The following is a 21,084-nucleotide window of genomic DNA, read 5'->3' as shown; positions in this document are numbered from 1 at the left end:
TACATGAGAAGGAAGACGATATGCAGCTTAACATTACCGGACACCACGTCGAAATTACGGATGCTCTGCGCGAATTCGTAACCTTAAAATTCGCCAAACTTGAGCAATACTTTGATCGTATCAATCAGGTGTACGTGGTACTGAAAGTGGAAAAGATCCTGCACATTGCGGATGCCACCATCCACGTCAACGGAGGTGAGCTGCATGCCACATCGGAAGCGGATGATATGTATGCCGCCATCGATCTGTTGATCGACAAGCTGGCAAGACAGTTAAACAAACATAAGGATAAACTGAAACAGCACTGATTTTGCCGTTTCAGGTGCAGGGACAGCAACCGGCCTGCTGTATGATGGCGGGCCGGTAACCGAAGGCAACAGTGTCGTTAAGTGAACGTATCATGAACAACGAGCCCGTTATGCAACTTAGCGCCGTTCTCCGTAAGGAGTGCACGCGTAGCGCCGTCCACTGTCAGAGCAAAAAGCGCGCACTGGAAATCATCAGTGAACTGGCCGCCAGACAGCTCAACCTGCCGCCGCAGATGGTGTTTGAAGCGATCCTGACCCGGGAACGCATGGGCAGCACCGGTATCGGCAGTGGCATTGCCATTCCGCACGGCAAGCTGGAAGACGAGAATACGCTGGGCGCGGTTGGCGTCTTTATCCAGTTGGAACAGCCGATTGCCTTTGACGCCATCGACAACCAGCCGGTCGATCTGCTTTTTGCCTTGCTGGTTCCCACTGAACAATGTAAAACCCATTTACATACTTTGTCGCTCGTCGCCAAACGGTTAGCGGATAAAACCGTATGTAAGCGGCTGCGCGCCGCTCAAAGCGATGAAGAGCTGTATCAGATCATGACGGAAGCGGATCTGTCCGACCAGCCCTGACGGCTGGCGGCGCCGGTTTCGGTTGCTATCCACAACACACGTAACATCAGGCGCGAGCCTGACAGGATGCCGGCCCGGCCGGGAAAACGAAGTTAGCTAACTGTGGCGGTGGACATTCACCATCCCGCTGCCAGGGGGGAGTCGTCAGATGGTGCTGATGATTGTCAGTGGTCGTTCAGGTTCGGGGAAATCCGTAGCCCTGCGCGCGCTGGAAGACATGGGTTTCTATTGTGTGGATAACCTGCCGGTGGTGCTGTTGCCCGAGCTGGCGCACACGCTGGCGGAACGGAATATCTCCGCGGCGGTCAGCATTGACGTGCGCAACCTGCCGGAAACGCCGGAAGTGCTGGAACATGCCCTGACCCGCCTGCCCCAGAGCTTCTCTCCCCAACTGCTGTTTTTGGATGCCGATCGCAATACGCTGATTCGGCGTTACAGCGACACCCGTCGCCTGCATCCGCTCTCCAGCAAAAACCTGTCGCTGGAAAGCGCTATCGATGAAGAAAACGATCTGCTGGAGCCGCTGCGCTCGCGCGCCGATCTGATCATCGATACCTCGGAAATGTCGGTGCATGAGCTGGCGGAAATGCTGCGTACCCGTTTACTGGGTAAACGCGAGCGCGAACTGACTATGGTATTCGAGTCATTCGGCTACAAGCACGGCATCCCGATTGATGCGGACTACGTGTTTGACGTGCGTTTCCTGCCTAACCCGCACTGGGACCCGAAACTGCGTCCGATGACGGGTCTGGATAAACCGGTGGCCGCGTTTCTCGACAGGCACACCGAAGTCCACAACTTCATCTACCAGACCCGCAGCTACCTGGAACTGTGGCTGCCGATGCTGGAAACCAACAACCGCAGCTATCTTACCGTCGCTATCGGTTGTACCGGCGGGAAACACCGCTCGGTCTACATCGCCGAGCAACTGGCGGATTACTTTCGCTCCCGTGGCAAAAACGTGCAGTCACGCCACCGTACGCTGGAAAAACGCAAATCATGACCGTCAGGCAAACCGTTGAAGTGAAAAACCGCCTGGGAATGCACGCCCGCCCGGCCATGAAACTGTTCGAGCTGGTGCAAAGCTTTGACGCCGCGGTGTTGCTACGCAACGAAAGCGGCACCGAAGCCGACGCCAGCAGCGTCATCGCCATGCTGATGCTGGACTCGTCCAAAGGGCGTCATATCGAAGTGGAAGCCACCGGCCCGGATGAAGAACAGGCGCTGGCGGCGGTCATTCAGCTGTTTGAAGCCGGGTTTGACGAGGAGTAATCTGCCGGGGCTGCTCCTGCTGGCGCAAGTCGCCTCGTAATCCCGCTCTGTTCCTTTTTCTGCGGTCAGTTTTTTATGTGGTACGTTTTTATGTAGTAAGTTTTTATGCGGCGAGTTTTTATGCGGTAAGTTCCCGGCATCCCTGCTACCATCAGATTAACTTATGCCCCTGCCCATCGCGGCGGGGGCGTTGTTATCTGCTATTGCAAAAACTGGAGAGACATATGGATAAACCGCACCTGACGATTAGCGAGCTGGATGCCGAACGCCTGGATGCGCTGCTGGAGCAACCCGCTTTTGCCGATACAGAGGTGGCTCAGGCCCTGAGCGAAGAACTGGACCGGGCGGATATCGTCCAGCCGGTCGAGATCCCGGCCGATGTAGTCACCATGAACAGCCGGGTTCGGTTCCGCGATCTGCTCACGACGGAAGAACATATCCGCACGCTGGTCTATCCGGCCAGCCTGAAAGACAGCCGGGAGCAGATTTCGGTCATGGCGCCGCTGGGCGCCGCGCTGCTCGGCATGCACGTCGGCAACAGCATTGCCTGGCCGTTGCCGAATGGCGAAGAAACGCGGATTGAAGTGATGGAACTGCTCTACCAGCCGGAAGCGGCGGGTGAATACCACCGCTGATAACGGCGACATGCGCCAAACGACTGCCCTGAATGTCCGGGCAGTCAATGTCGGCGACAATAAACCTTATACCCCGGCAATCTTCATCGACGGCAACAAGACCGAGCCGCACTGGATGTTGCTGCGCGTTTCGATATCATCACCGATGGTCACCATGTTGCGCAGCATATCTTTCAGGTTGCCGGCGATGGTGATTTCGCTCACCGGATACTGAATTTCGCCGTTCTCCACCCAGAATCCGGCCGCGCCGCGGGAATAATCCCCGGTTACCGCGCTCACGCCTTGCCCCATCAGGCTAGTGACCAGCAGCCCGGTGCCCATTTCCTTCAGCATGCCGTCAAAATCCAGCCCGCGCCCGGCAATACGCCAGTTATGAATCCCGCCGGCGTGGCCGGTACTCTTCATGCCCAGTTTACGACCGGCATAAGTAGTCAACAGCCAGGTTTGCAATACGCCGTCTTTGACGATATCGCGCTGCTCGGTGCGAACGCCTTCGCTGTCGAACGGGGTGGACGCCAGCCCTTTGCGCAAATGCGGCAGTTCCTGAATGGTCAGCCATTCCGGCAGAATCTGTTTGCCGAGGCTATCCAGCAGGAAGGTGGATTTGCGGTAGACGCTGCTGCCGCTGATGGCGCCGACCAGATGACCGAACAACCCGGTCGCGACCTCGGCGGAGAACATCACCGGCGCTTCCATAGTGGCCAGTTTACGCGGCGACAGGCGCGCCAGCGTACGGCGGGCGCACTCTTCGCCAACCCATGCCGGCGAGCTCAGATCGCCCAGCTCGCGGCCGATGGTGTAGGCGTAATCGCGCTCCATCTCGCCGTTGTGCTCGGCAATTACGCTGACCGACATGGAGTGGCGGCTGGAACAGTAGCTTTGCAGCATACCGTGGCTGTTGCCGAACACTTTGATGCCATAGTGGCTATTGAAACTGCCGCCTTCGGTGTTGGTAATGCGTTTGTCGGCTTTCAGCGCCGCCTGCTCAGCGGCGGCGGCCAACTCGATACCGCGATCGGCGTCCAGCTCCGCCGGGTGGAACAAGTCCAGATCCGGCGCCTCAAACGCCAGCAGATCCTTGTCCGCCGGACCAGAGCATGGGTCAACCGACGTGTAACGGGCAATATCCAGCGCCGCCTGCACCGTGCGGGCAATAGCGTCCGGGCTCATATCGGTGGACGACGCGCTGCCCTTGCGCTGTTGATAGTAGACGGTAATACCGAGCGCACCGTCACTGTTGAATTCGACGTTTTCAACTTCACCATACCGGGAGCTGACGCTGATCCCCGTTGTTTTCGTGACGGCAACTTCCGCCGCATCAGAACCGGCACGGGCCAATTCCAGCGCCTGCGATACCGCCTGTTCCAGCGCTTTACGCTGTTCTGCAACCTGAGTGATTATTGTCATCGATTTGCCATAATGAGTGAGAAAACATTCAGATAATCCATGATGCAACGAATGCTGTCCGCCTGCTATTCGTCACCTTACCTCAGACGTAAAATGAGGTAGCCTGTGATTGAGTCTAACAGGATCGGCGGACAATTTCGCACAAAGCCCATAACCTGATAGGATCAGCCTCTTTTATTGGGGAGCCACGATGAACAAACATCCCGAAGACTGGCAGGATGACGTCCCGGACGCCAGCCAGGACGATGAAGACGAAGAGATAATTTGGGTCAGCAAAAGCGAAATCAAACGCGATGCTGAAGCCCTGAAAGCGCTGGGCACCGAGCTGGTTGAGCTGGGTAAGAACGCGCTGGAGCGCATCCCGCTGGATGAAGACCTGCGCGCCGCGATTGAACTGGCGCAGCGCATCACCAAGGAAGGCCGCCGCCGTCAGTTGCAGCTGATTGGCAAGATGCTGCGCGCCCGCGATCCGGAACCCATCCAGACCGCGCTGGACAAGCTGCGCAACCGCCACAACCAGCAGGTGTCGCTGTTCCACAAACTGGAGCAGTTGCGCGACCGGTTGGTGACCGAAGGCGACGGGGCGATTCCGGACATCCTTGCGCTTTATCCGCAGGCCGATCGCCAGCAACTGCGCTCGCTGGTGCGTAACGCCCAGAAAGAAAAAGCCGCCAACAAGCCGTCCAAGTCGGCCCGACAGATTTTCCAGTATCTGCGCGAACTGGCGGAAGCCGAGTAATGTCAGGCAGGCACCTTACGGTGCCTACTTTTTATTATTTGGTTGATGCCACCAACGCGGAGCCGGCGAAAATGAACAGGGTGCCGGTAGCGCGGTTGAACAACCGCAGGCGGCGCGGATGGGCAAACAGCGCCGATACGCGGTGACCCATGCAGGCGTAAGTAAACATGATGCTGAAATCCAGCACCACCCAGGTGAGCGCCAGCAGCGCGAACTGCATGGCTTGCGGCGCGCTGGTATCGATAAAATTGGGAAACAGGGCGGCAAAGAACAGGATGTCTTTGGGATTGCTGACCCCCACCATAAAGCCGTGGCGATAGAGACCCAGCGCACCCGGCGCCGCTTCATCCACCTCCACTGACGGCGTCAGGGTGTCCTCCCGTGTCCGCCAGGCGGAAATGCCGAGCCAGATCAGGTAGAGCGCCCCCACCACTTTCAGCGCCAGAAACGCCGTCGCCGACGCCGCCAGAATCGCGCCCAGTCCCAGCGCGGACGCCGTCATCAGCACCAGCGAGCCGGTCGCACCGCCCAGAATGGTCGCCAGCGCACGCCGTTGCCCGTAACGCAGGCCATGCGCCATACTAAGCAGAGCCGACGGGCCCGGTACGGCAATCAGCACGGCGATCACACCGAGGTAAACCAGCCAAAGATGCACAGTCATTAATTCTGTCTTCCGTTGATGTCAATTTATCTTACAAGCGATTAAGGTAACGCTTTCGTTATGTAATTCAAAACACAACAAAATGGCAGACCACAACCCTAAGAGACTGATCCCACATGACAACGCTATTTATGTATTACGTGGGCGGACGCGCCCAGGGCGCCAACATCGAACTGCATGACGTCCAGTTCGCCGCCGTGGAGCGCCCCGAAGACGGATTTCCCCTGCTGAAAGCCAACTGGTTCGGCGATAAAAGCCAGGTCCACGTCGATAGCTACACCCCCTGTCAGTGGGCGGACGGCTATGATATCACGCTCAGCCGTCAGCCGTTTCATGGGCGGGAAAAACTCTGGTTCATCAATATGGGCGGATATCTGCCGCACGACCCGGCGGAAGTGCATCAGTTCGGGCTGTTCGTGGCGACGGATGCGGAACAGGCCAAACGGCGCGCCAAAGCGGTGTTGTTGACCGAAGTATTCCAGCAGCACAAGGACGATCTACGCGATGTGGACGACTGCCTGCCGCTAACCCTGCTGGACCGCTGGCATATCCACCTGACCGCCAACCCAACCGGACGCGCATCGTCGCCGCAGTGGCAGGGGTATCACCCGTTGTAACCGCTTCCCTGCCTAGTCGCCAAACGCGTGCTTGTGGCGATGCAGCAGCGCAGTCAGGCGGCCGACCGCATCAATCGCGCTATCCGATACCTGATGCTCGCGCAACAGGTGCTGGTATTCATCCATCTGCGTCAGCAGCCGGGAGAAATGGTGGCTGCGATGGCGGTCATGCGCAGCGTCAATCACCTGCGCCGCCGTCAACCGTATCTGGCGGTGAAACGCGGACAAGCTGGCGTTAACCGGCAGTTCCAGCGTGCGCAGACGCTGGTGCACCATGATTAGCGACAGCGCCAGCCGGTATTTGGCGATGTCGTCCGGAAACAGGTTCAGCAATAAAAACAGATGCTGATACAACGCCGGCAGATGATTCTCCCGCCGACGCGCAGAACGCGTGGATAAAGCGGACACCGCACCATATACAAATCGGTTAAGCAACGCGCGACCGGTATGAAGCCGGGAGTTGTCTTTTATCAGCAACACAACCAACAGCGCCAGAACACAGCCGATGATTTGACCAAGCGCATTATCCAGAAACGACGATAAATTGAACGACATCGGATTTGACAACCCCAGTATGTTAAGGGTGCTGACCAGCGCGCCCATGGTACCGATGCGCCGTTTCTGCAATTCAATGCCCAAAACAAATGCCATAATGCCAATGCTCAGGCACATCAATAGCGCGCTCTGCTGTGTGGCGGGTAAAACCAGCATAAACATCAATGCGCCCAACGGTAATGCCAAAATCGCGCCAATCAGAAAGTCCTTCACCGCCATCACCGGATTAGGCATCCGGGCAACCAATGCAGTAACCACGGCGATCATCAACATACACACGCTGCCGGATGTCCACCCGGACATCAGCCAGAACAAGCACCCCAACACGGTTGTCACACCGGTTCGCAATCCATTAATCATCGCATAATGCGTTTGCGCGGATTTCGGTTTGGCAAATACCTCGGCAGCCAACAGCTGCTGCTCCTTCCTGCCAATCCGCGCATTGGTTTTTATCCCGCTAGCTAGCAACTGATAGCGAGCGCACGCTGACAGCCAGCTCACCAATGCGGGAGGCAGGCTTCCACTGTGCGTGGCCGCCAGATGACGCAGTTGTCGCAGCCGCCCACGCAGCTCAGCCGGCGTTGAAACGGGATTACCCAGCAGCATGACGATCCCGCCGTGTAACACGGTATTCCCTTCGCGCAGAACCAGCCAGATTTCGCAGCTCTGCGTAATCAGAGTCCAGGATTCAGATACCAGCGCGTTTAATCGACGCGGGCTCCCTTTCCAGCGGGAAGACTCCATCGCCAAAATACCGCCCATGTCATTCAGCGCTTTGGTTTTTCTGATTAAGCTATGCCAGTCCGCATCCAGCTCATCGCCGCTAATGCCGTTGACGCAACGCTGCAAGAATTGGTATTGCGCCAGCAATAACTCATCCACCGTGCGATCAAGGGCCGGTTTGACCGAGCGCGGGGCAAACAGCAAATCCGCCAAAATAGCGCAGACAATACCCAGCACAATTTCACTACAGCGCTCGACGGCCAACTGCGGTAATTGCTGCGGCGCCCCCTGGCTGGCCAGCAAAATGATCAGCGTGGTATAGCCGGACAGCGCAAAAATGTAGGAGTTCTCCATTTTCACCAGCGATGACATCCAGACGCAAAAGCCCGCCCAGGCACAGCACAGCAACAGCATCACGACGGGCGCCCGAATAGTCGAAATGATGATCACCAACGCGCCGAAACAGCCGATAAACGTGCCGATAATTCGCAGGATACCGCGGTGCCGAATCGCGCCGGAAAACGGTTCCCCTCCGGCCACAAATGCGGGGGCGGAAATCACCAGCGCCGCGGTCAACGCCGCGGTACGGGGGGAGCCCATCTGAAAATAAAACCCGAGCATTAGCGGCATCACTACCGCCAGACTGATTTTTAAAGCAAAACGCAGCCGCGCCAGAGAGGAATTATGCATGATGCCCTTCCCGCTTAACCAAACTCGCGCAGGCGATGCAGCAATTGCAACAGCGGCGACATCGACGTGGTGTTACGGGTATGTTCACCGGTCACCACTACCGTGGCGGTGGTGCCCGCTGGATACAGGTCGCCCCATTGCTGTTCGAGGCGAATTTTCACCGGCACCCGCTGCGCCAGCCGCACCCACTCCAGATTGGAATCCACCGTCGCCAGCCCTTTGGCATCGGCAGAACTACTGCCGTTGGTCACCCCGGCGGCGATGCTATCCACCGCGCCGAACAGTATCTGGTTGCTGCCCAGCGGGGTGATTTCCACCCGATAGCCGGGGCGTACGCCCGCCAGTTTGGTTTCTTCCATGTAGGCCAGCAGATAGAACGAATCTTTTTTCACCAGCGCCACCGCGGTGGAGCCGCGGGTAATGTATTCGCCGGCATGCACGTGCAGGTTGGTTATCCAGCCATCGGCCGGGGCTCGTATCACCGTCCGCGCCAGATCGAGTTTCGCCAGTTCCAGCTCCGCCTGCGCCTTCGCCAGTTGGTGCTGCGTGGTTTGCAGCGCATTGCCGGACTGTTCGATCTCTTCGCGCGACATCGCCTGCACGCCGAGACGCAAACGACGCGCCGACTCTCGTTTTTTCTCATCGACCAGCGCCTGATAATAGTCCACGTCGGCCTGTGCCTGTTCCAGCGCTTGCTGATAACGCGGTCGATCAACCACGAACAGTATGTCGCCCTGCTTCACCGGTTGGTTATCCTGCACCTTCACATCGGACAATAAACCGCTGACATCGGGGGCGATTGCCACCACATCGGCGCTGAAGCGGGCATCACGGGTCCAGGGGGATTCGGTATAAAACGACCACACCCGTACCAGCGCAACCATCGCCACCAATACCAGCAATAAGGTGACCGCCAGGCGGCTGAATTTTTTGATCATCACTTTCACAACAGATGCTTTCACAACAACCTCAAAGACCGAAATGAAACAGCAGATAGAACAGACAGACAAATAACGCGGTATTAAACAACGCCGGGTGCCAGACGCAATCGTAGATACCTGTGGGATGTAGCAGTCGGACACAAATAAAAAACAATGCCAGCGTTACCAACAGCACAAAAAACACTGGCGGAAACGACAGGCCGAACAGCACCATGACCGGGAGTGAATGCATCCTCTTTTCCTTCTTCATTTGCCATCGCGCGTCAGCAACAGAGTGTGTCGGTGATGGGAAAAAGAGACGGACACCCATTCCCGCCAGCATCGCTGCCAGCGGGTGAAAGACACAGCTTTAACTGAATAATCTCGATGGCGGGCTCTGATTTAATGAATCTATTGCTTGCGATGTTAAATCAGCGTTTTAAACCATTTGGAACGACCACGGCAGCGAAGACGAGTAATCAGGCCCGCTCTTCGTGGTCAAACAGGCTATATTATGAAACGTTATTATTATGTTATCTACGCAGTGTGATCTAAATCACTTTTAAGCCAGGATTAACAATGGAACGATTAAAGAGCATGTCGGTCTTCGCCAGAGTAGTGGAGTTCGGCTCGTTCACCGCCGCCGCACGCCAGCTGGAAATGAGCGTTTCCGCCGTCAGCCAGACGGTTACCCGGCTGGAAGATGAACTACAGGTGAAACTGCTCAACCGCAGCACCCGCAGCATCGGGCTGACGGAAGCCGGCAGGATTTACTACCACGGCTGCCGCCGCATGTTGCACGAAGCGCAGGAAGTACATGAGCAGTTGTATGCCTTCAACAACACGCTGATCGGTACGTTACATATTGGTAGCTCCGCCACGATGGCGCAAAACGTGCTAGCCACCATGACGGCCGACATGCTGAAAGAATACCCAGGGCTGTCGGTCAATCTGGTGTGTGGCATTCCCGCGCCGGACCTGATTGCCGACGGGTTAGACATCGTCATTCGGGTCGGCGCGCTGCAGGACTCCAGCCTGTACAGTACCCGTATCGGTTCGATGCCGATGGTGGTTTGCGCGTCCAAAAGCTATCTTGCGCAAAACAGCGTGCCGGAAAAGCCCGGTGATGTGAGTAATGCGTCCTGGCTGGAGTACAGCGTCCGCCCACACAGTGAATTTGAGCTGATAGCGCCAGAAGGCATCACCACCCGGCTGATGCCACAAGGGCGCTTCGTCACCAACGACCCGTTGACGCTGATTCGCTGGCTGAAAAACGGCGCCGGCATCGCCTATGTGCCGCTGATGTGGGTGTTTGAAGAGATCAAACGCGGCGAAATAGAGATCCTGTTCCCGCGTTATCATTCGGACCCGCGTCCGGTGTACGCGCTCTACACCCGCCGCGACAATCTGCCGCTGAAGGTGCAGGTGTGCATTAATTACCTGACCGAGTATTTCAATAAGGTGGCGCTGATTTATCAAGGATACCGGCAGGAACATCCGCAGAGCGAGCCGCCGCAGAAATAAATCAGGCCGCATCGGCGGCCTGATTTAACAACTAACGTATCAACAACGCTTAGGCGGTGCCGCCCACCGTAATGTTGTCGAGCTTCAGGGTCGGCTGACCGACGCCGACCGGCAGGCTTTGTCCTTCCTTGCCGCATACCCCAACGCCTCTATCCAGCGTCAGATCGTTGCCGACCATCGAGATCTGTTGCATGGCTTCAATGCCGGAGCCAATCAGCGTCGCGCCTTTCACCGGTTTGGTGACGCGGCCGTTCTCGATCAGGTACGCCTCGGACGTGGAGAACACGAACTTGCCGGAGGTGATATCCACCTGACCGCCGCCAAAGTTCGGCGCGTACAGACCGTAATCCACGCTGGCGATGATCTCTTCCGGGGTAGATTTGCCCGCCAGCATGTAGGTGTTGGTCATACGCGGCATCGGCAAATGGGCGTATGACTCGCGGCGGCCGTTGCCGGTCGGCGCGACGCCCATCAGACGGGCGTTCAGTTTGTCCTGCATGTAGCCTTTGAGAATGCCGTTCTCGATCAGCACGTTGTACTGGCCGGGCACGCCTTCGTCATCCATCGCCAGCGAACCGCGGCGCCCTTCCAGCGTACCGTCATCCACCACCGTACACAGCTCGGACGCCACCAACTTGCCGACCTGACCGCTGAACACCGAAGTGCCGCGACGGTTGAAGTCGCCTTCCAGACCGTGCCCGACCGCTTCGTGCAACAGCACGCCCGGCCAGCCAGAGCCCAGCACCACCGGCATCGACCCAGCCGGCGCCGCCACGGCGGACAAATTGACCAGCGCCATGCGTACCGCTTCTTTGGCCCAGGCTTCCGCCCGCACTTCGCCATCCGCCTGCTGCCAGAAATAGTCGTAGCCGGTACGCGCGCCGCCGCCGCTGGAGCCGCGTTCACGCCGTCCGTCTTCTTCCACCAGCACGCTCACCGATAAACGCACCAACGGGCGCACGTCCGCCGCCAGAGTGCCGTCGGTGGCGGCCACCAGAATCAGCTCATACACGCCGGTCAGACTGGCGGTGACTTCCTGCACGCGCGCATCCACCGCGCGGGCGGTGACGTCAACCCGTTGCAACAGCGCGATCTTCTCTTCACGAGTCAGGCTGTCCAGCGGATTGGCCTGCGGGTACAGGCCGCGATGCGGCACTTCGCCCAGCGTTTTAACCGCGCCGTTGCCCTGCTCGCGCACAATGCTGCGCGCGGCCTGCGCGCTTTGCTGCAGCGCGTTGAGCGTAATCTGGTCGGCGTAGGCAAAACCGGTTTTCTCGCCGTTAATGGCCCGGATACCCACGCCCTGATCGATATGATAAGAACCGTCCTTGATGATGCGGTCTTCCAGCACCCAGGACTCATGGTAGCTTGACTGAAAATACAGGTCGGCGTAGTCGATACGCCGTTCACTCAACGTGCCTAAAATAGACTGTAAATCCTGATGGCTCAGTTTATTGGCCGTGAGTAATTGCTCACTGACAAATGTCAGACTCATAGAATGTCACTCTTATTGTCAATGTCATCAGATAACCAGACCGCAGTTACTGGCCCGCCGCCTCGGCGGCTTTGGCTTTTTGCGGTTCACGCACTACTTCCTGAATCTTTGGTTGATCCACACTACCGGAAATGTGGTAACGAATCAGGGAAATTTTACTCCACAACGGCGCCAGCACCTTGCTGGCGGCAAACACCGCCGCCCCGATTACCGGGTTGACCGCAAAGGCGGTCGCTACGCCGACGGTGGCGGAAATCTCCGGCGCCACCACCGCTTCCATCGACAGTTCACGCTTCACCAGGTCGATATCGCCTTTCATGGCGATATCCGCCTCAAGGCCGTCCACCAGCAGATTATCGGTGTGCAGCACGCCGTCTTTTATCCACGCCGTGCTGCGAACCGAGTCAAAGTAAAAGCCTTTGCCGAAGGTGTCGCTGAAATCAAACTGTAGCTTACGCAGCAGCGCATCGAAACTCACCAGCCGTAATAATTGCCCGGCCTGGCCGGTGCCGACGTTGACGATTTCGCCTTTGCCGATATCGGTTTTCAGGATCCCGCTCAGGCTCGGGATATGCGGCGCCCACGGCGAACCGTGCCAGTATAGGTCGTAGTCTACCTTGAACGCGCCGGCGCGCAGCGGCGTCGCCAACCCCAGCCAGTCGGCGTTGTCGCTCAGGCTGCCGCCGGACAATTGCCCTTTGATAGCCGTGCGGGTACCTTCGCCGCTTTCCTGCCAGCTGCCGTCCAGCGTCAGCTTCGCCTTACCGTTATCGACCAGCCCGTTAGCCAGCACCAGCTTGTTGGGTTCCGGTTGCAACGTGCCTTTCATCTGCCCGACGTTTTGCCCCATCAACCAGCATTCACGGCATTCGAACTGCAACGCCGGCCAGTCTTCAAAGCGGATGCTGGGATCGTTGAGCGGCGATTTTTTCTCCGCCAGCGCCGCCGGGTTGGTCGCATCGTCCCCTTGCCACTGCGGATTATAATAAAGATAGCGCACATCGCCGCGCCACAGCCCGGAAGTTGGGATCAGCAGGCGGCCGTCGATTTCCCTGCCGGCGGCGGTAATTTCGCTGCCGCCGTTCTGGCTGCGGCTGGTAAACATCAGGTCATGCCATTGCTGACCAAGTATTTTCAGTTCCGGCGTGGTCAGCGTCACCCGCTCCGGCCACTGAAAACGGCTGGTTCCGGCCTGCGCCGTCACGGCGTTGCGCACGCCGGGCAGCAGCGCCAGCCAGCGCTCGCCGTCCAGCGGCGGCAGCGCCAGCGTCAGCGACGAATCATCCGGCAGCGGTGGGGGTTTCGTCCCTTCCTGCCAGGCGGCTCGCGTCAGCATGACCTTGTTATCTTTAAGCAGCCACTGACTGTTGAAAGCCTGATTTTTTCCCAACGAACCGGTGAGCGAGAAACCGCGGACGTCCCCTTTGGCGCTGACCTGCAGCCCCTGCGCCGTTCCTCCGGCTTTATTCAGCGGAGAAGGTAAGTGACTGCTCACTTCTTTAAGATCGCCCTGAACCGTCACTTCATAACTGGATGGCCCCTGATGCGGCAGCGTTACCTGTACCGTGCTCTGCCAGCCGGCATTGCCATTAAGCGCCGCCGCTACCGGCTTGGGCAGCCCCGGCAAACGGGACACCGCCCAGCTTCCCTGCAATCCGACATTAACCAGAAACGCCTTTTCCTGTTCCTGAGTCGAGAAGTTGAAGGTAAGCGGTTGTTCGAGCCAGCGCGCTTGTAGCGTCTGACTGGAGAGGTTGCCGTTATCGTAATGGAACATCCCGCTGACTGACTGGAGCGACACATCCAGCGGCTTGATAAACAGCTGGTTATTGTTGAGCGCTACGTCGCCGCTGGCCTTCACCAACCCACCATTGAGCGGGATATCGAGATGCAGGTTGCCCTGCACGTCTCCGCCAATCTGGAGCTGCGTCAGCGCGCTGCCCAGCGTGGGTTTCATCGGCGTCTGCGCGAAGTAATCGCTCACTTTTTTACCGCTTCCGCGGATGTCGCCGTCAATCAGCAGTTTTTCCTTGCTGTAATCCGGGATCACGGCATTGATGTTGCGCCCTTCGGCCTCGCCCAGCATCACATGCGGCGCCGACATCCACAGGCCGTTATTAAGGAAATTCAGGGTAATATTCAGATTGTCCAGCGCGGGCCAGCCGGGTTGGAACTCGAAACGCGATTTTTCCAGCGGCACCCAGACCTGAAACTGCCCTTCCTGATGCTCGAACGGGAAATGCGCCGGGTTACCGGCGAACACCAGCGTGGCATTATCCACCTGTCCCGATTTGATGGCGCCGGTCAGGTAATCCACCAGATCCTTGCCCATAAAAGGTTCGGGATAGTAGCGCCAGGCATCGGCGGCATCGCCGAGCCGAATCCCGGCCAGAATATCCAGCCGCGGTTCTCCCTGAGCGGGATGACGATAGCGGAAATCACCGTTGGCCCACAGCGAACGGGAGCGAACGTCCAGCCCCTGCCCCCACAGCTCCCAGCCCTGAGAGTCGTTGCGCCAGTCCAGCGTGGCGTCCGCCTGCCGGATATCCAGCGGCGCGCGGAACATATCCTGATACGGCAAGGTGCTCTGCGCCAGATTCACCCGCACCCGCCCGCGCGCCAGACTGCCCGCCGCCTCGCCGGAAACATGATTGGCGCCCGGCAGCAGTTGCCAGTTTTTCCAGCCGACATCCTGCCAGCTCGCCTGAAAGCGAGTCTGTTCGGGTTGCTGCAAGGGGATATCCAGCGCCAGCGTGGTCAATTGCCCTTCCGGTTGCAGTGCCTGCCAGCGGGTTTTCAGTTCCGGCGTGGTGGTGCTTAACAGCGGCAGCAGCGGCCCCAGGCGCTCCAACGCCAGGTGACGACCGCGGATGCGTAACTCGGCCGGACGGTCCGGCCCCAGCAACTGAGCATTCGCCGGCAGCCACAGGGCGGACAGCTGCCCTTTCGGCCAGTCGACGCCATCGGTGGACAGGTTCAGCGCCGGCACATCCAACTGCCAGCCGTTCTGGTAGCGGCTGGCGTGCAGCGTCATGCCGTTAATTCCCAGCCGGTGCAACGTGGCGCCGTCGCGCCAGCTGGCATCGCCCTGACTGAGCAACAGATCGCCGCCGTACATGTCGCCTTCCCGCACCTGTAACCAGGCGGCGAGGCTGAAATTGGCGCTCTCCAGCCCGGTGTTGTTGCGAATCCAGCGGCCCAGCCACGGTTTCATGTCGATGTTGTCGGCCTGCAGATAGACCACGCCGTTATTCAGCCAGCCCTGCTCATCGCGCAAATCCATCCGCAACTGCACCATGCCGTGCGGGCCGTTAAGACTGGACAGGCTAATTTGCCCTTCCGCCCGGTGCCGGTTTTTACCGTTCAGCCAGGTCAGTTGAGGAATTTGCAGCTCGGCCTGGGTACCCGCCGGGGTCAGGAAACGAATGCGGCTATCGCGCAGATCGAAATGATCGAACTGTCGCAGGAACAACGAGCCAAGTTGATCCGGCTCCCAGGTACGGGCGCGCTGTCGATCGGGGTCGATCGGCGTTTTGATGTCTACTTGCAGGTGATAAAACGTGAGATCGCGGAATTTCCACTTCAGATGCAGCAGCGACTGCCAAACATCCAGCGCCACCGAAATGCGTTCCGATTGCCACTCGGCGTCCGGATGATGAATACGTAGATTAGTGATATCCAGCGTGGGGCCGAAGGTTTCCCAACTGCCGCTGAGGCTCTCCACCTCCATCGGCAAACCGGTGACGGACTGCGCCCAGGCCACGACCTGTGGCCGGAAAGTATCCAGCGTCGGCAGCACCATTCTCAGGCCGCTGACCAGCAGCGCGACCAGTACAATCAGAATGGCCCCCGTGGCTGCAGCTATTCCGGGCAATCGTTTTATGCCGGCCAGTCGCCTCACACATGTCTCCTCGTTGTTCGTCACCGGCGACGAGCAAAAACCTTAACAGCAAAAAACCCGCCAGCCGGTCTTGGCGGCGGGCGGCATGACCTTACATCATGACCACATCAAACTGTTCCTGACTGTACAGGGGTTCGATCTGAACCTTGACCTGCTTGCCGACGAAAATCTCCACTTCCGCCAGCGCATGCGACTCGTCGCTTTTCAATGCTTCGCCCACCGCCGGCGAGGCGTAAACCAGGAAGCGGTCGGAATCATAAGCATGGTGCACACGCACGACTTCGCGCATGATTTCATAGCACACGGTTTCCACGGTTTTGACCGACCCGCGGCCGCGACAGGTAGGACATTCGCTGCACAACACATGTTCTATGCTCTCACGGGTGCGCTTGCGCGTCATCTCCACCAGTCCCAATTGAGAGAAGCCGCTGATACCGGTTTTGACCCGATCCTTGCTTAGCGCCTGCTCCAGCGAATGCAGCACGCGACGGCGGTGATCCTCATTCCCCATGTCGATAAAATCGATGATGATGATCCCGCCCAGATTGCGTAGCCGCAGCTGACGGGCAATCGCCTGCGTCGCTTCGATATTGGTATTGAAAATGGTTTCGTCCAGATTGCGGTGACCGACAAACGCGCCGGTGTTGATGTCGATGGTGGTCATCGCTTCCGTCTGGTCGATAATCAGGTAGCCGCCGGATTTCAGCTCTACCTTGCGATCCAGCGCCCGCTGAATCTCGTTTTCCACGTCGTACAGGTCGAAAATCGGCTGTTTGCCGCTGTAATGCTCCAGCTTGCTGGTCATTTCCGGGATGTATTCGGCGGTGAACTCCAGCAGCGAGTCGTAGGTCAGCTTTGAATCAACACGGATGCGATCCAACGACGCGCCGGCAAAATCACGCAGGATGCGATGGGCCAGCGCCAGCTCGCCATACAGTTTGCATTTGGTCTGGTTGCGCTTTTTGCGCTCCATCACCTTGGTCCACAAGCGCTTGAGAAAGGCGGCATCTTGCGCCAGCTCTTCTTCGCCCACGCCCTCGGCGGCGGTACGGATGATAAAGCCGCCCTGCTCGTCGCAGTAATCGGCCACCGTCTTTTTCAGGCGCTCGCGCTCGGCTTCGCTTTCAATACGCTGGGAGACCCCGACGTGCGACGCGCCCGGCATGAACACCAGATAACGTGACGGCAGCGTGATATCGGTAGTCAGGCGCGCGCCCTTGGTGCCGAGCGGGTCTTTCACCACCTGGACCATCAGGTCCTGCCCCTGACGCACCAGTTCGGCGATGTCGCGCACATGGAAATTTTTCTGCTCGTCGCCAGCCACGCACTCGGTATGCGGCATGATATCGGAAGCGTGCAGAAACGCCGCTTTATCCAGCCCGATATCGACGAACGCCGCCTGCATGCCCGGCAGCACACGGCTGACCCGGCCTTTGTAGATATTGCCGACAATTCCACGCCGGGCTTCCCGCTCGATATGGATTTCCTGCAAAATACCGCCGTCAATATAAGCGACACGCGTCTCTGAAGGGGTAATGTTTACCAGCAACTCAGCGGTCATGGGTTCCTCGTTCTTTACGCCGTGCAGAAAAATGTGTGAACAATTCAAGAGTTTCCACCAATGGCAACCCTACCACGGCGTGATAGCTCCCGAAAATCGATTTAACGAAACATCCGCCCTTTCCCTGAATACCGTAAGCGCCGGCTTTATCCATCGGCTCGCCGCTGGCGATATATTGCGTAATTTCGTCGTCGGATAGCGTGCGGAATTGAACCTCGGTCACGACCCGCGCCGACACGCTCTCACGGCGGTCCGCCAGCGCCAGCGCGGTCATCACCTGATGACGCTGGCCGGACAGCGCGCGCAGGATGCGGACGGCGTCTTCTTCATCGCGGGGTTTTTCCAGCACCTGACCGTTCAGCACCACAATGGTATCGGCGCCCAGCACCGGCAAATCCATCGGCGCTGCCGCCACGCCGGCGGCGGCTTTGTCGCACGCCAGACGGCTGACATACTGTTCCGGCGTTTCATCCGGCTGGCGTTGCTCGGCGACATCGATCTTCAAAATATCGAACGCCAGGTCCAGCAACGTCAGCAATTCGCGGCGACGCGGCGACGCGGATGCCAGATACAGATCGGTCATCACTTTCCTCTTATCATTTGCTTGTTATTGAACGGCAAACTGGCGGCGAATCTTGCGCATCAGCAGGAACAGCCACGGCCACAGTATGCCGTCGACGACACTATTCCAGAAAATTTCCGGTCGTAAAGAGACATTGATCACCAGGAACTCAGCCCAGAACACCAGCAAATCCAGCACCAGCGACAACAGCATGACGATCAGCGCCTGCTGCCACAGCGCCATGTTGCGGAACAGCTGGAATTTGAACGCCACCAGATAAGCGATGATGCTCAGCCCCAGCGCCCGTACTCCCAGCGTGGAGCCGAGGATCAGGTCGGTGATCATCCCCAGCACAAACCCGGTGCCGACATTAACCCGGTGCGGCAACGCCATCACCCAATAAATCAGGATCAGCGTCAACCAGGAAGGGCGATACATGTAGAGGTCATCCGGCCAGGGCATGATCTGCAGCACCATTGCCACCAGAAAAGAGAGCCAGATGATCCAGTGCCCGTGCCGGCGGTAACTATTCATGGGTTACCTCCCGTCATTGGTTACCTCCCGACGCGCCGGGCGCGGGCGTGGTCCTTTGCTGCGACGGCGCAGCCGGATTGGCGGCTGGCGTCGTGGTATGCCGGGATGATGTGGCGTTCGCCGGTTTGGACGGCGCCGCATTATTGGTTTTGGCCGGCGCCGTTTTAGCAGGCGGCGCGGGCGGGCCGACAAAGTCAGCCGCCGGCGTGTTTGACGACGGCGCAGGCGGCCCCATTTCCTCTGGCGACGGCAGCACGTGCGGCATCATCTGCATCAGGCGCTCGTTCGCTACCCGGTGCACGTCGTCCGGCGGCAGCGCGGTACGGGAATTACTGTCGACGCCCCACATCAGCAACAGATAACGCAGACGTTGCAGTTCAGCGGTAGGACGCGCCTGAATAACGGTGTAAGCGCGCTGGGTGTCCACTTTCACGGACGACACCACCGCCACCGGATACCCTTCCGGGAAACGCCCGCCCAGACCGGAGGTGACCAGCACATCGCCGACCCGAATATCGGTATTGTTGGGCAGATGTTCCAGTTGTAAATCTTCGGTGCAGCCGTTGCCGGCGGCGATAACGCGGATGTCGTTGCGCAGCACCTGAATCGGCAGCGCATGAGACGCATCGCAAATCAACAGCACGCGGCTGGTAAACTGCCCCACCGCGACAACCTGGCCGACCACGCCTTTATCGCTGATGACCGGTTGCCCTTCATACACGCCATTGACGTTGCCTTTGTCGATCACCACCTGATCGCTATAGGGATCGGAACCGGAGGACAGCACCTGCGTGACCATCTTCTGCTCTTCCTGACGCAGCGGCGACCCCAGCAGTTCGCGCAGACGGGCGTTCTCCTGACGAAATTGCCCCAGCAGCAGCAGATCGCTGTTTTTCAGCAGCAGTTCCTGACGCAGGGCGGTATTTTCCCGCTCCAGCTGTTCACGTGAGGTCAGATTGGCGGACAGGTTGTCCAGCATGGCGCGCGGGCCATTCGCCAGAAAATAGAACGGGCTGACGGCGGTATCCATGTACGTTCTGATTTTGACAAACGTACCGAGCCGACTGTCAGCAAAAATAATGACAATTGCGGTAATAACTGCAAGAAAAAGGCGCAGTTGCAGGGAAGGGCCCCGGCTAAAAATCGGCTTCATAAAATTGCGTATTCCTCGACAATAAAAAAGGGGGCTACCACGCGGGATGAATACGGCAGGCTTTCATCCATGCGATCGGTCCCCCTTCTTTGTTCTGGCCGGATTATTCTTCGCTGAACAAATCGCCGCCATGCATGTCGATCATTTCCAACGCCTTACCACCGCCACGCGCTACGCAGGTCAACGGATCTTCCGCCACCACGACCGGAATGCCGGTTTCTTCCATCAGCAGGCGATCGAGGTTGCGCAACAGCGCGCCGCCGCCGGTCAACACCATGCCGCGTTCAGAAATATCGGACGCCAGTTCCGGCGGGCACTGTTCCAGTGCGACCATCACGGCGCTGACGATACCGGTCAGCGGTTCCTGCAACGCTTCCAGGATTTCATTGGAGTTGAGGTTGAAACCGCGCGGCACGCCTTCAGCCAGGTTACGACCGCGCACTTCGATTTCGCGCACTTCGTCGCCCGGATAGGCGGAACCGATTTCGTGTTTGATACGCTCAGCGGTCGCTTCACCGATCAACGAGCCGTAGTTACGGCGCACATAATTGATGATGGCTTCGTCAAAGCGGTCGCCGCCGATACGCACCGAAGAGGAGTACACCACGCCGTTCAGGGAGATCACCGCCACTTCCGTGGTACCGCCGCCGATATCCACTACCATGGAGCCGGTCGCTTCGGATACCGGCAGACCGGCGCCGATCGCAGCCGCCATCGGCTCTTCGATCAGGAACACTTCGCGGGCGCCTGCGCCCTGAGCGGATTCACGGATCGCACGGCGTTCAACCTGGGTGGCGCCGACCGGCACACACACCAGCACGCGCGGACTCGGACGCATGAAGCTGTTGCTGTGCACCTGTTTGATGAAGTGCTGCAGCATTTTTTCGGTGACGAAGAAGTCGGCGATCACGCCGTCCTTCATCGGACGAATGGCGGCGATATTGCCCGGCGTACGGCCCAACATCTGTTTGGCCTCGTGACCGACGGCGGCCACGCTTTTCGGGGAACCGGCACGATCCTGGCGAATAGCCACCACGGAAGGCTCATTCAGTACAATGCCTTGTCCTTTTACGTAAATCAGGGTATTGGCGGTACCCAGGTCGATGGACAAGTCGTTGGAAAACATGCCACGAAATTTCTTAAACATAACTAAAGGATAATCCTGCAAGCTGGGGGCGGAAATGAAATCCGCTTACTGTACCAACCACACGCAACAGCGACAAGGCGCTAACCGGCTCTGCTACGG

At 58.4% G+C, this 21,084-nt stretch carries 20 protein-coding genes; 8 read left to right on the top strand and 12 right to left on the bottom strand.

Going from position 1 to position 21,084, the window contains the following annotated elements; translation table 11 throughout:
- Positions 1 to 20 precede the first annotated feature (20 nt).
- From hpf to rnk, 5 genes are all read left to right on the top strand, one after another.
- Positions 21 to 308 carry a ribosome hibernation promoting factor gene (hpf, locus tag DXX3274_RS02135; protein WP_022631818.1) on the top strand — a complete coding sequence of 96 codons (288 nt, stop codon included), beginning with the start codon at positions 21 to 23 and terminating at the stop codon, positions 306 to 308.
- A gap of 92 nt (positions 309 to 400) precedes the next feature.
- Positions 401 to 889 (top strand): PTS IIA-like nitrogen regulatory protein PtsN, encoded by a 489-nt coding sequence (gene ptsN, locus DXX3274_RS02130; protein ID WP_042858324.1) that lies wholly within the window; start codon positions 401 to 403, stop codon positions 887 to 889.
- Positions 890 to 1,037: 148 nt separating this feature from the next.
- Positions 1,038 to 1,892, top strand: coding sequence for an RNase adapter RapZ (gene rapZ, locus DXX3274_RS02125; RefSeq protein WP_013316003.1), 855 nt, complete (start codon positions 1,038 to 1,040; stop codon positions 1,890 to 1,892).
- Positions 1,889 to 2,161: a PTS phosphocarrier protein NPr gene (gene npr / locus DXX3274_RS02120; protein ID WP_042858322.1), complete on the top strand. Its 273-nt coding sequence runs from the start codon at positions 1,889 to 1,891 to the stop codon at positions 2,159 to 2,161. The genes rapZ and npr overlap by 4 nt, the downstream gene beginning before the upstream one ends.
- Before the next feature lie 224 nt (positions 2,162 to 2,385).
- Positions 2,386 to 2,796 (top strand): nucleoside diphosphate kinase regulator, encoded by a 411-nt coding sequence (rnk, locus tag DXX3274_RS02115; protein WP_038917556.1) that lies wholly within the window; start codon positions 2,386 to 2,388, stop codon positions 2,794 to 2,796.
- Positions 2,797 to 2,862: 66 nt separating this feature from the next.
- Here the strand turns inward: rnk and pmbA are convergent, their stop codons facing one another.
- Complete coding sequence (gene pmbA / locus DXX3274_RS02110; RefSeq protein WP_042858321.1) at positions 2,863 to 4,203, bottom strand: metalloprotease PmbA; 1,341 nt, start codon at positions 4,201 to 4,203, stop codon at positions 2,863 to 2,865.
- 190 nt (positions 4,204 to 4,393) lie between these two features.
- On the opposite strand from pmbA, the gene yjgA reads away from it, so the two are divergent.
- The gene (yjgA, locus tag DXX3274_RS02105; protein ID WP_038663181.1) at positions 4,394 to 4,942 is read left to right on the top strand and encodes a ribosome biogenesis factor YjgA; all 549 of its coding nucleotides are present in this window, start codon (positions 4,394 to 4,396) and stop codon (positions 4,940 to 4,942) included.
- Between the two features lie 34 nt (positions 4,943 to 4,976).
- On the opposite strand, the gene DXX3274_RS02100 is transcribed toward yjgA, so the two are convergent.
- On the bottom strand, positions 4,977 to 5,603 hold the full coding sequence (locus tag DXX3274_RS02100; RefSeq protein ID WP_042858320.1) for a LysE family translocator: 627 nt from the start codon (positions 5,601 to 5,603) through the stop codon (positions 4,977 to 4,979).
- Between the two features lie 116 nt (positions 5,604 to 5,719).
- Here DXX3274_RS02100 and DXX3274_RS02095 point away from each other — a divergent pair, with 116 nt between their 5' ends.
- A complete protein-coding gene (locus tag DXX3274_RS02095; protein WP_042858319.1) occupies positions 5,720 to 6,220 on the top strand; it encodes a DUF1543 domain-containing protein in 501 nt (166 codons plus the stop codon).
- 12 nt (positions 6,221 to 6,232) lie between these two features.
- Here DXX3274_RS02095 and aaeB read toward each other — a convergent pair whose 3' ends face one another.
- Genes aaeB through aaeX form a run of 3 tightly spaced genes read right to left on the bottom strand, consistent with a single transcriptional unit; the run spans position 6,233 to position 9,361 of the window.
- Positions 6,233 to 8,188, bottom strand: a complete 1,956-nt coding sequence (gene aaeB / locus DXX3274_RS02090) for a p-hydroxybenzoic acid efflux pump subunit AaeB (protein ID WP_042858317.1) — start codon at positions 8,186 to 8,188, stop codon at positions 6,233 to 6,235.
- Positions 8,189 to 8,202: 14 nt separating this feature from the next.
- Positions 8,203 to 9,126, bottom strand: coding sequence for a p-hydroxybenzoic acid efflux pump subunit AaeA (gene aaeA / locus DXX3274_RS02085; RefSeq protein WP_084478861.1), 924 nt, complete (start codon positions 9,124 to 9,126; stop codon positions 8,203 to 8,205).
- A gap of 31 nt (positions 9,127 to 9,157) precedes the next feature.
- Complete coding sequence (aaeX, locus tag DXX3274_RS02080) at positions 9,158 to 9,361, bottom strand: p-hydroxybenzoic acid efflux pump operon protein AaeX (protein WP_042858312.1); 204 nt, start codon at positions 9,359 to 9,361, stop codon at positions 9,158 to 9,160.
- 326 nt (positions 9,362 to 9,687) lie between these two features.
- On the opposite strand from aaeX, the gene aaeR reads away from it, so the two are divergent.
- Entirely contained in the window at positions 9,688 to 10,632 is a 945-nt protein-coding gene (gene aaeR, locus DXX3274_RS02075) for an HTH-type transcriptional activator AaeR (RefSeq protein ID WP_042858311.1), read from the top strand.
- 49 nt (positions 10,633 to 10,681) lie between these two features.
- Here aaeR and tldD read toward each other — a convergent pair whose 3' ends face one another.
- The 7 genes from tldD to mreB all read right to left on the bottom strand — a co-directional run bounded on the left by tldD (position 10,682) and on the right by mreB (position 20,985).
- Positions 10,682 to 12,127 carry a metalloprotease TldD gene (gene tldD, locus DXX3274_RS02070; protein WP_042858310.1) on the bottom strand — a complete coding sequence of 482 codons (1,446 nt, stop codon included), beginning with the start codon at positions 12,125 to 12,127 and terminating at the stop codon, positions 10,682 to 10,684.
- Between the two features lie 46 nt (positions 12,128 to 12,173).
- Positions 12,174 to 16,010 (bottom strand): AsmA2 domain-containing protein YhdP, encoded by a 3,837-nt coding sequence (gene yhdP, locus DXX3274_RS02065; RefSeq protein ID WP_042861805.1) that lies wholly within the window; start codon positions 16,008 to 16,010, stop codon positions 12,174 to 12,176.
- A 109-nt stretch (positions 16,011 to 16,119) separates the two neighbouring features.
- Positions 16,120 to 17,589 carry a ribonuclease G gene (gene rng, locus DXX3274_RS02060; RefSeq protein WP_042858309.1) on the bottom strand — a complete coding sequence of 490 codons (1,470 nt, stop codon included), beginning with the start codon at positions 17,587 to 17,589 and terminating at the stop codon, positions 16,120 to 16,122.
- Positions 17,579 to 18,172, bottom strand: a complete 594-nt coding sequence (locus tag DXX3274_RS02055; RefSeq protein WP_042858308.1) for a nucleoside triphosphate pyrophosphatase — start codon at positions 18,170 to 18,172, stop codon at positions 17,579 to 17,581. The genes rng and DXX3274_RS02055 overlap by 11 nt, the downstream gene beginning before the upstream one ends.
- A 24-nt stretch (positions 18,173 to 18,196) precedes the next feature.
- Positions 18,197 to 18,685 carry a rod shape-determining protein MreD gene (mreD, locus tag DXX3274_RS02050; protein ID WP_033570505.1) on the bottom strand — a complete coding sequence of 163 codons (489 nt, stop codon included), beginning with the start codon at positions 18,683 to 18,685 and terminating at the stop codon, positions 18,197 to 18,199.
- Positions 18,686 to 18,698: 13 nt separating this feature from the next.
- The gene (gene mreC / locus DXX3274_RS02045; protein ID WP_038663203.1) at positions 18,699 to 19,838 is read right to left on the bottom strand and encodes a rod shape-determining protein MreC; all 1,140 of its coding nucleotides are present in this window, start codon (positions 19,836 to 19,838) and stop codon (positions 18,699 to 18,701) included.
- A gap of 103 nt (positions 19,839 to 19,941) precedes the next feature.
- A complete protein-coding gene (gene mreB, locus DXX3274_RS02040; RefSeq protein WP_012883014.1) occupies positions 19,942 to 20,985 on the bottom strand; it encodes a rod shape-determining protein MreB in 1,044 nt (347 codons plus the stop codon).
- Positions 20,986 to 21,084 lie beyond the last annotated feature (99 nt).

The sequence above is a fragment of the Dickeya sp. NCPPB 3274 genome (genome assembly GCF_000406205.1).
GTDB lineage: Bacteria > Pseudomonadota > Gammaproteobacteria > Enterobacterales > Enterobacteriaceae > Dickeya > Dickeya fangzhongdai.
The sequence above is the reverse complement of the archived record's forward strand: the minus strand, read 5'-3'. Positions and strand labels throughout refer to the sequence as shown.

What these genes read in the sequence shown, in the direction of transcription:
- mreD (WP_033570505.1), bottom strand. Translation starts at nt 18,685, where the DNA reads ATGAATAGTTACCGCCGGCACGGGCACTGGATCATCTGGCTCTCTTTT.
- aaeB (WP_042858317.1), bottom strand. Translation starts at nt 8,188, where the DNA reads ATGCATAATTCCTCTCTGGCGCGGCTGCGTTTTGCTTTAAAAATCAGT.
- tldD (WP_042858310.1), bottom strand. Translation starts at nt 12,127, where the DNA reads ATGAGTCTGACATTTGTCAGTGAGCAATTACTCACGGCCAATAAACTG.
- mreC (WP_038663203.1), bottom strand. Translation starts at nt 19,838, where the DNA reads ATGAAGCCGATTTTTAGCCGGGGCCCTTCCCTGCAACTGCGCCTTTTT.
- rnk (WP_038917556.1), top strand. Translation starts at nt 2,386, where the DNA reads ATGGATAAACCGCACCTGACGATTAGCGAGCTGGATGCCGAACGCCTG.
- hpf (WP_022631818.1), top strand. Translation starts at nt 21, where the DNA reads ATGCAGCTTAACATTACCGGACACCACGTCGAAATTACGGATGCTCTG.
- npr (WP_042858322.1), top strand. Translation starts at nt 1,889, where the DNA reads ATGACCGTCAGGCAAACCGTTGAAGTGAAAAACCGCCTGGGAATGCAC.
- aaeR (WP_042858311.1), top strand. Translation starts at nt 9,688, where the DNA reads ATGGAACGATTAAAGAGCATGTCGGTCTTCGCCAGAGTAGTGGAGTTC.
- rng (WP_042858309.1), bottom strand. Translation starts at nt 17,589, where the DNA reads ATGACCGCTGAGTTGCTGGTAAACATTACCCCTTCAGAGACGCGTGTC.
- DXX3274_RS02055 (WP_042858308.1), bottom strand. Translation starts at nt 18,172, where the DNA reads ATGACCGATCTGTATCTGGCATCCGCGTCGCCGCGTCGCCGCGAATTG.
- pmbA (WP_042858321.1), bottom strand. Translation starts at nt 4,203, where the DNA reads ATGACAATAATCACTCAGGTTGCAGAACAGCGTAAAGCGCTGGAACAG.
- rapZ (WP_013316003.1), top strand. Translation starts at nt 1,038, where the DNA reads ATGGTGCTGATGATTGTCAGTGGTCGTTCAGGTTCGGGGAAATCCGTA.
- aaeA (WP_084478861.1), bottom strand. Translation starts at nt 9,126, where the DNA reads ATGATCAAAAAATTCAGCCGCCTGGCGGTCACCTTATTGCTGGTATTG.
- yjgA (WP_038663181.1), top strand. Translation starts at nt 4,394, where the DNA reads ATGAACAAACATCCCGAAGACTGGCAGGATGACGTCCCGGACGCCAGC.
- ptsN (WP_042858324.1), top strand. Translation starts at nt 401, where the DNA reads ATGAACAACGAGCCCGTTATGCAACTTAGCGCCGTTCTCCGTAAGGAG.
- DXX3274_RS02100 (WP_042858320.1), bottom strand. Translation starts at nt 5,603, where the DNA reads ATGACTGTGCATCTTTGGCTGGTTTACCTCGGTGTGATCGCCGTGCTG.
- aaeX (WP_042858312.1), bottom strand. Translation starts at nt 9,361, where the DNA reads ATGCATTCACTCCCGGTCATGGTGCTGTTCGGCCTGTCGTTTCCGCCA.
- DXX3274_RS02095 (WP_042858319.1), top strand. Translation starts at nt 5,720, where the DNA reads ATGACAACGCTATTTATGTATTACGTGGGCGGACGCGCCCAGGGCGCC.
- mreB (WP_012883014.1), bottom strand. Translation starts at nt 20,985, where the DNA reads ATGTTTAAGAAATTTCGTGGCATGTTTTCCAACGACTTGTCCATCGAC.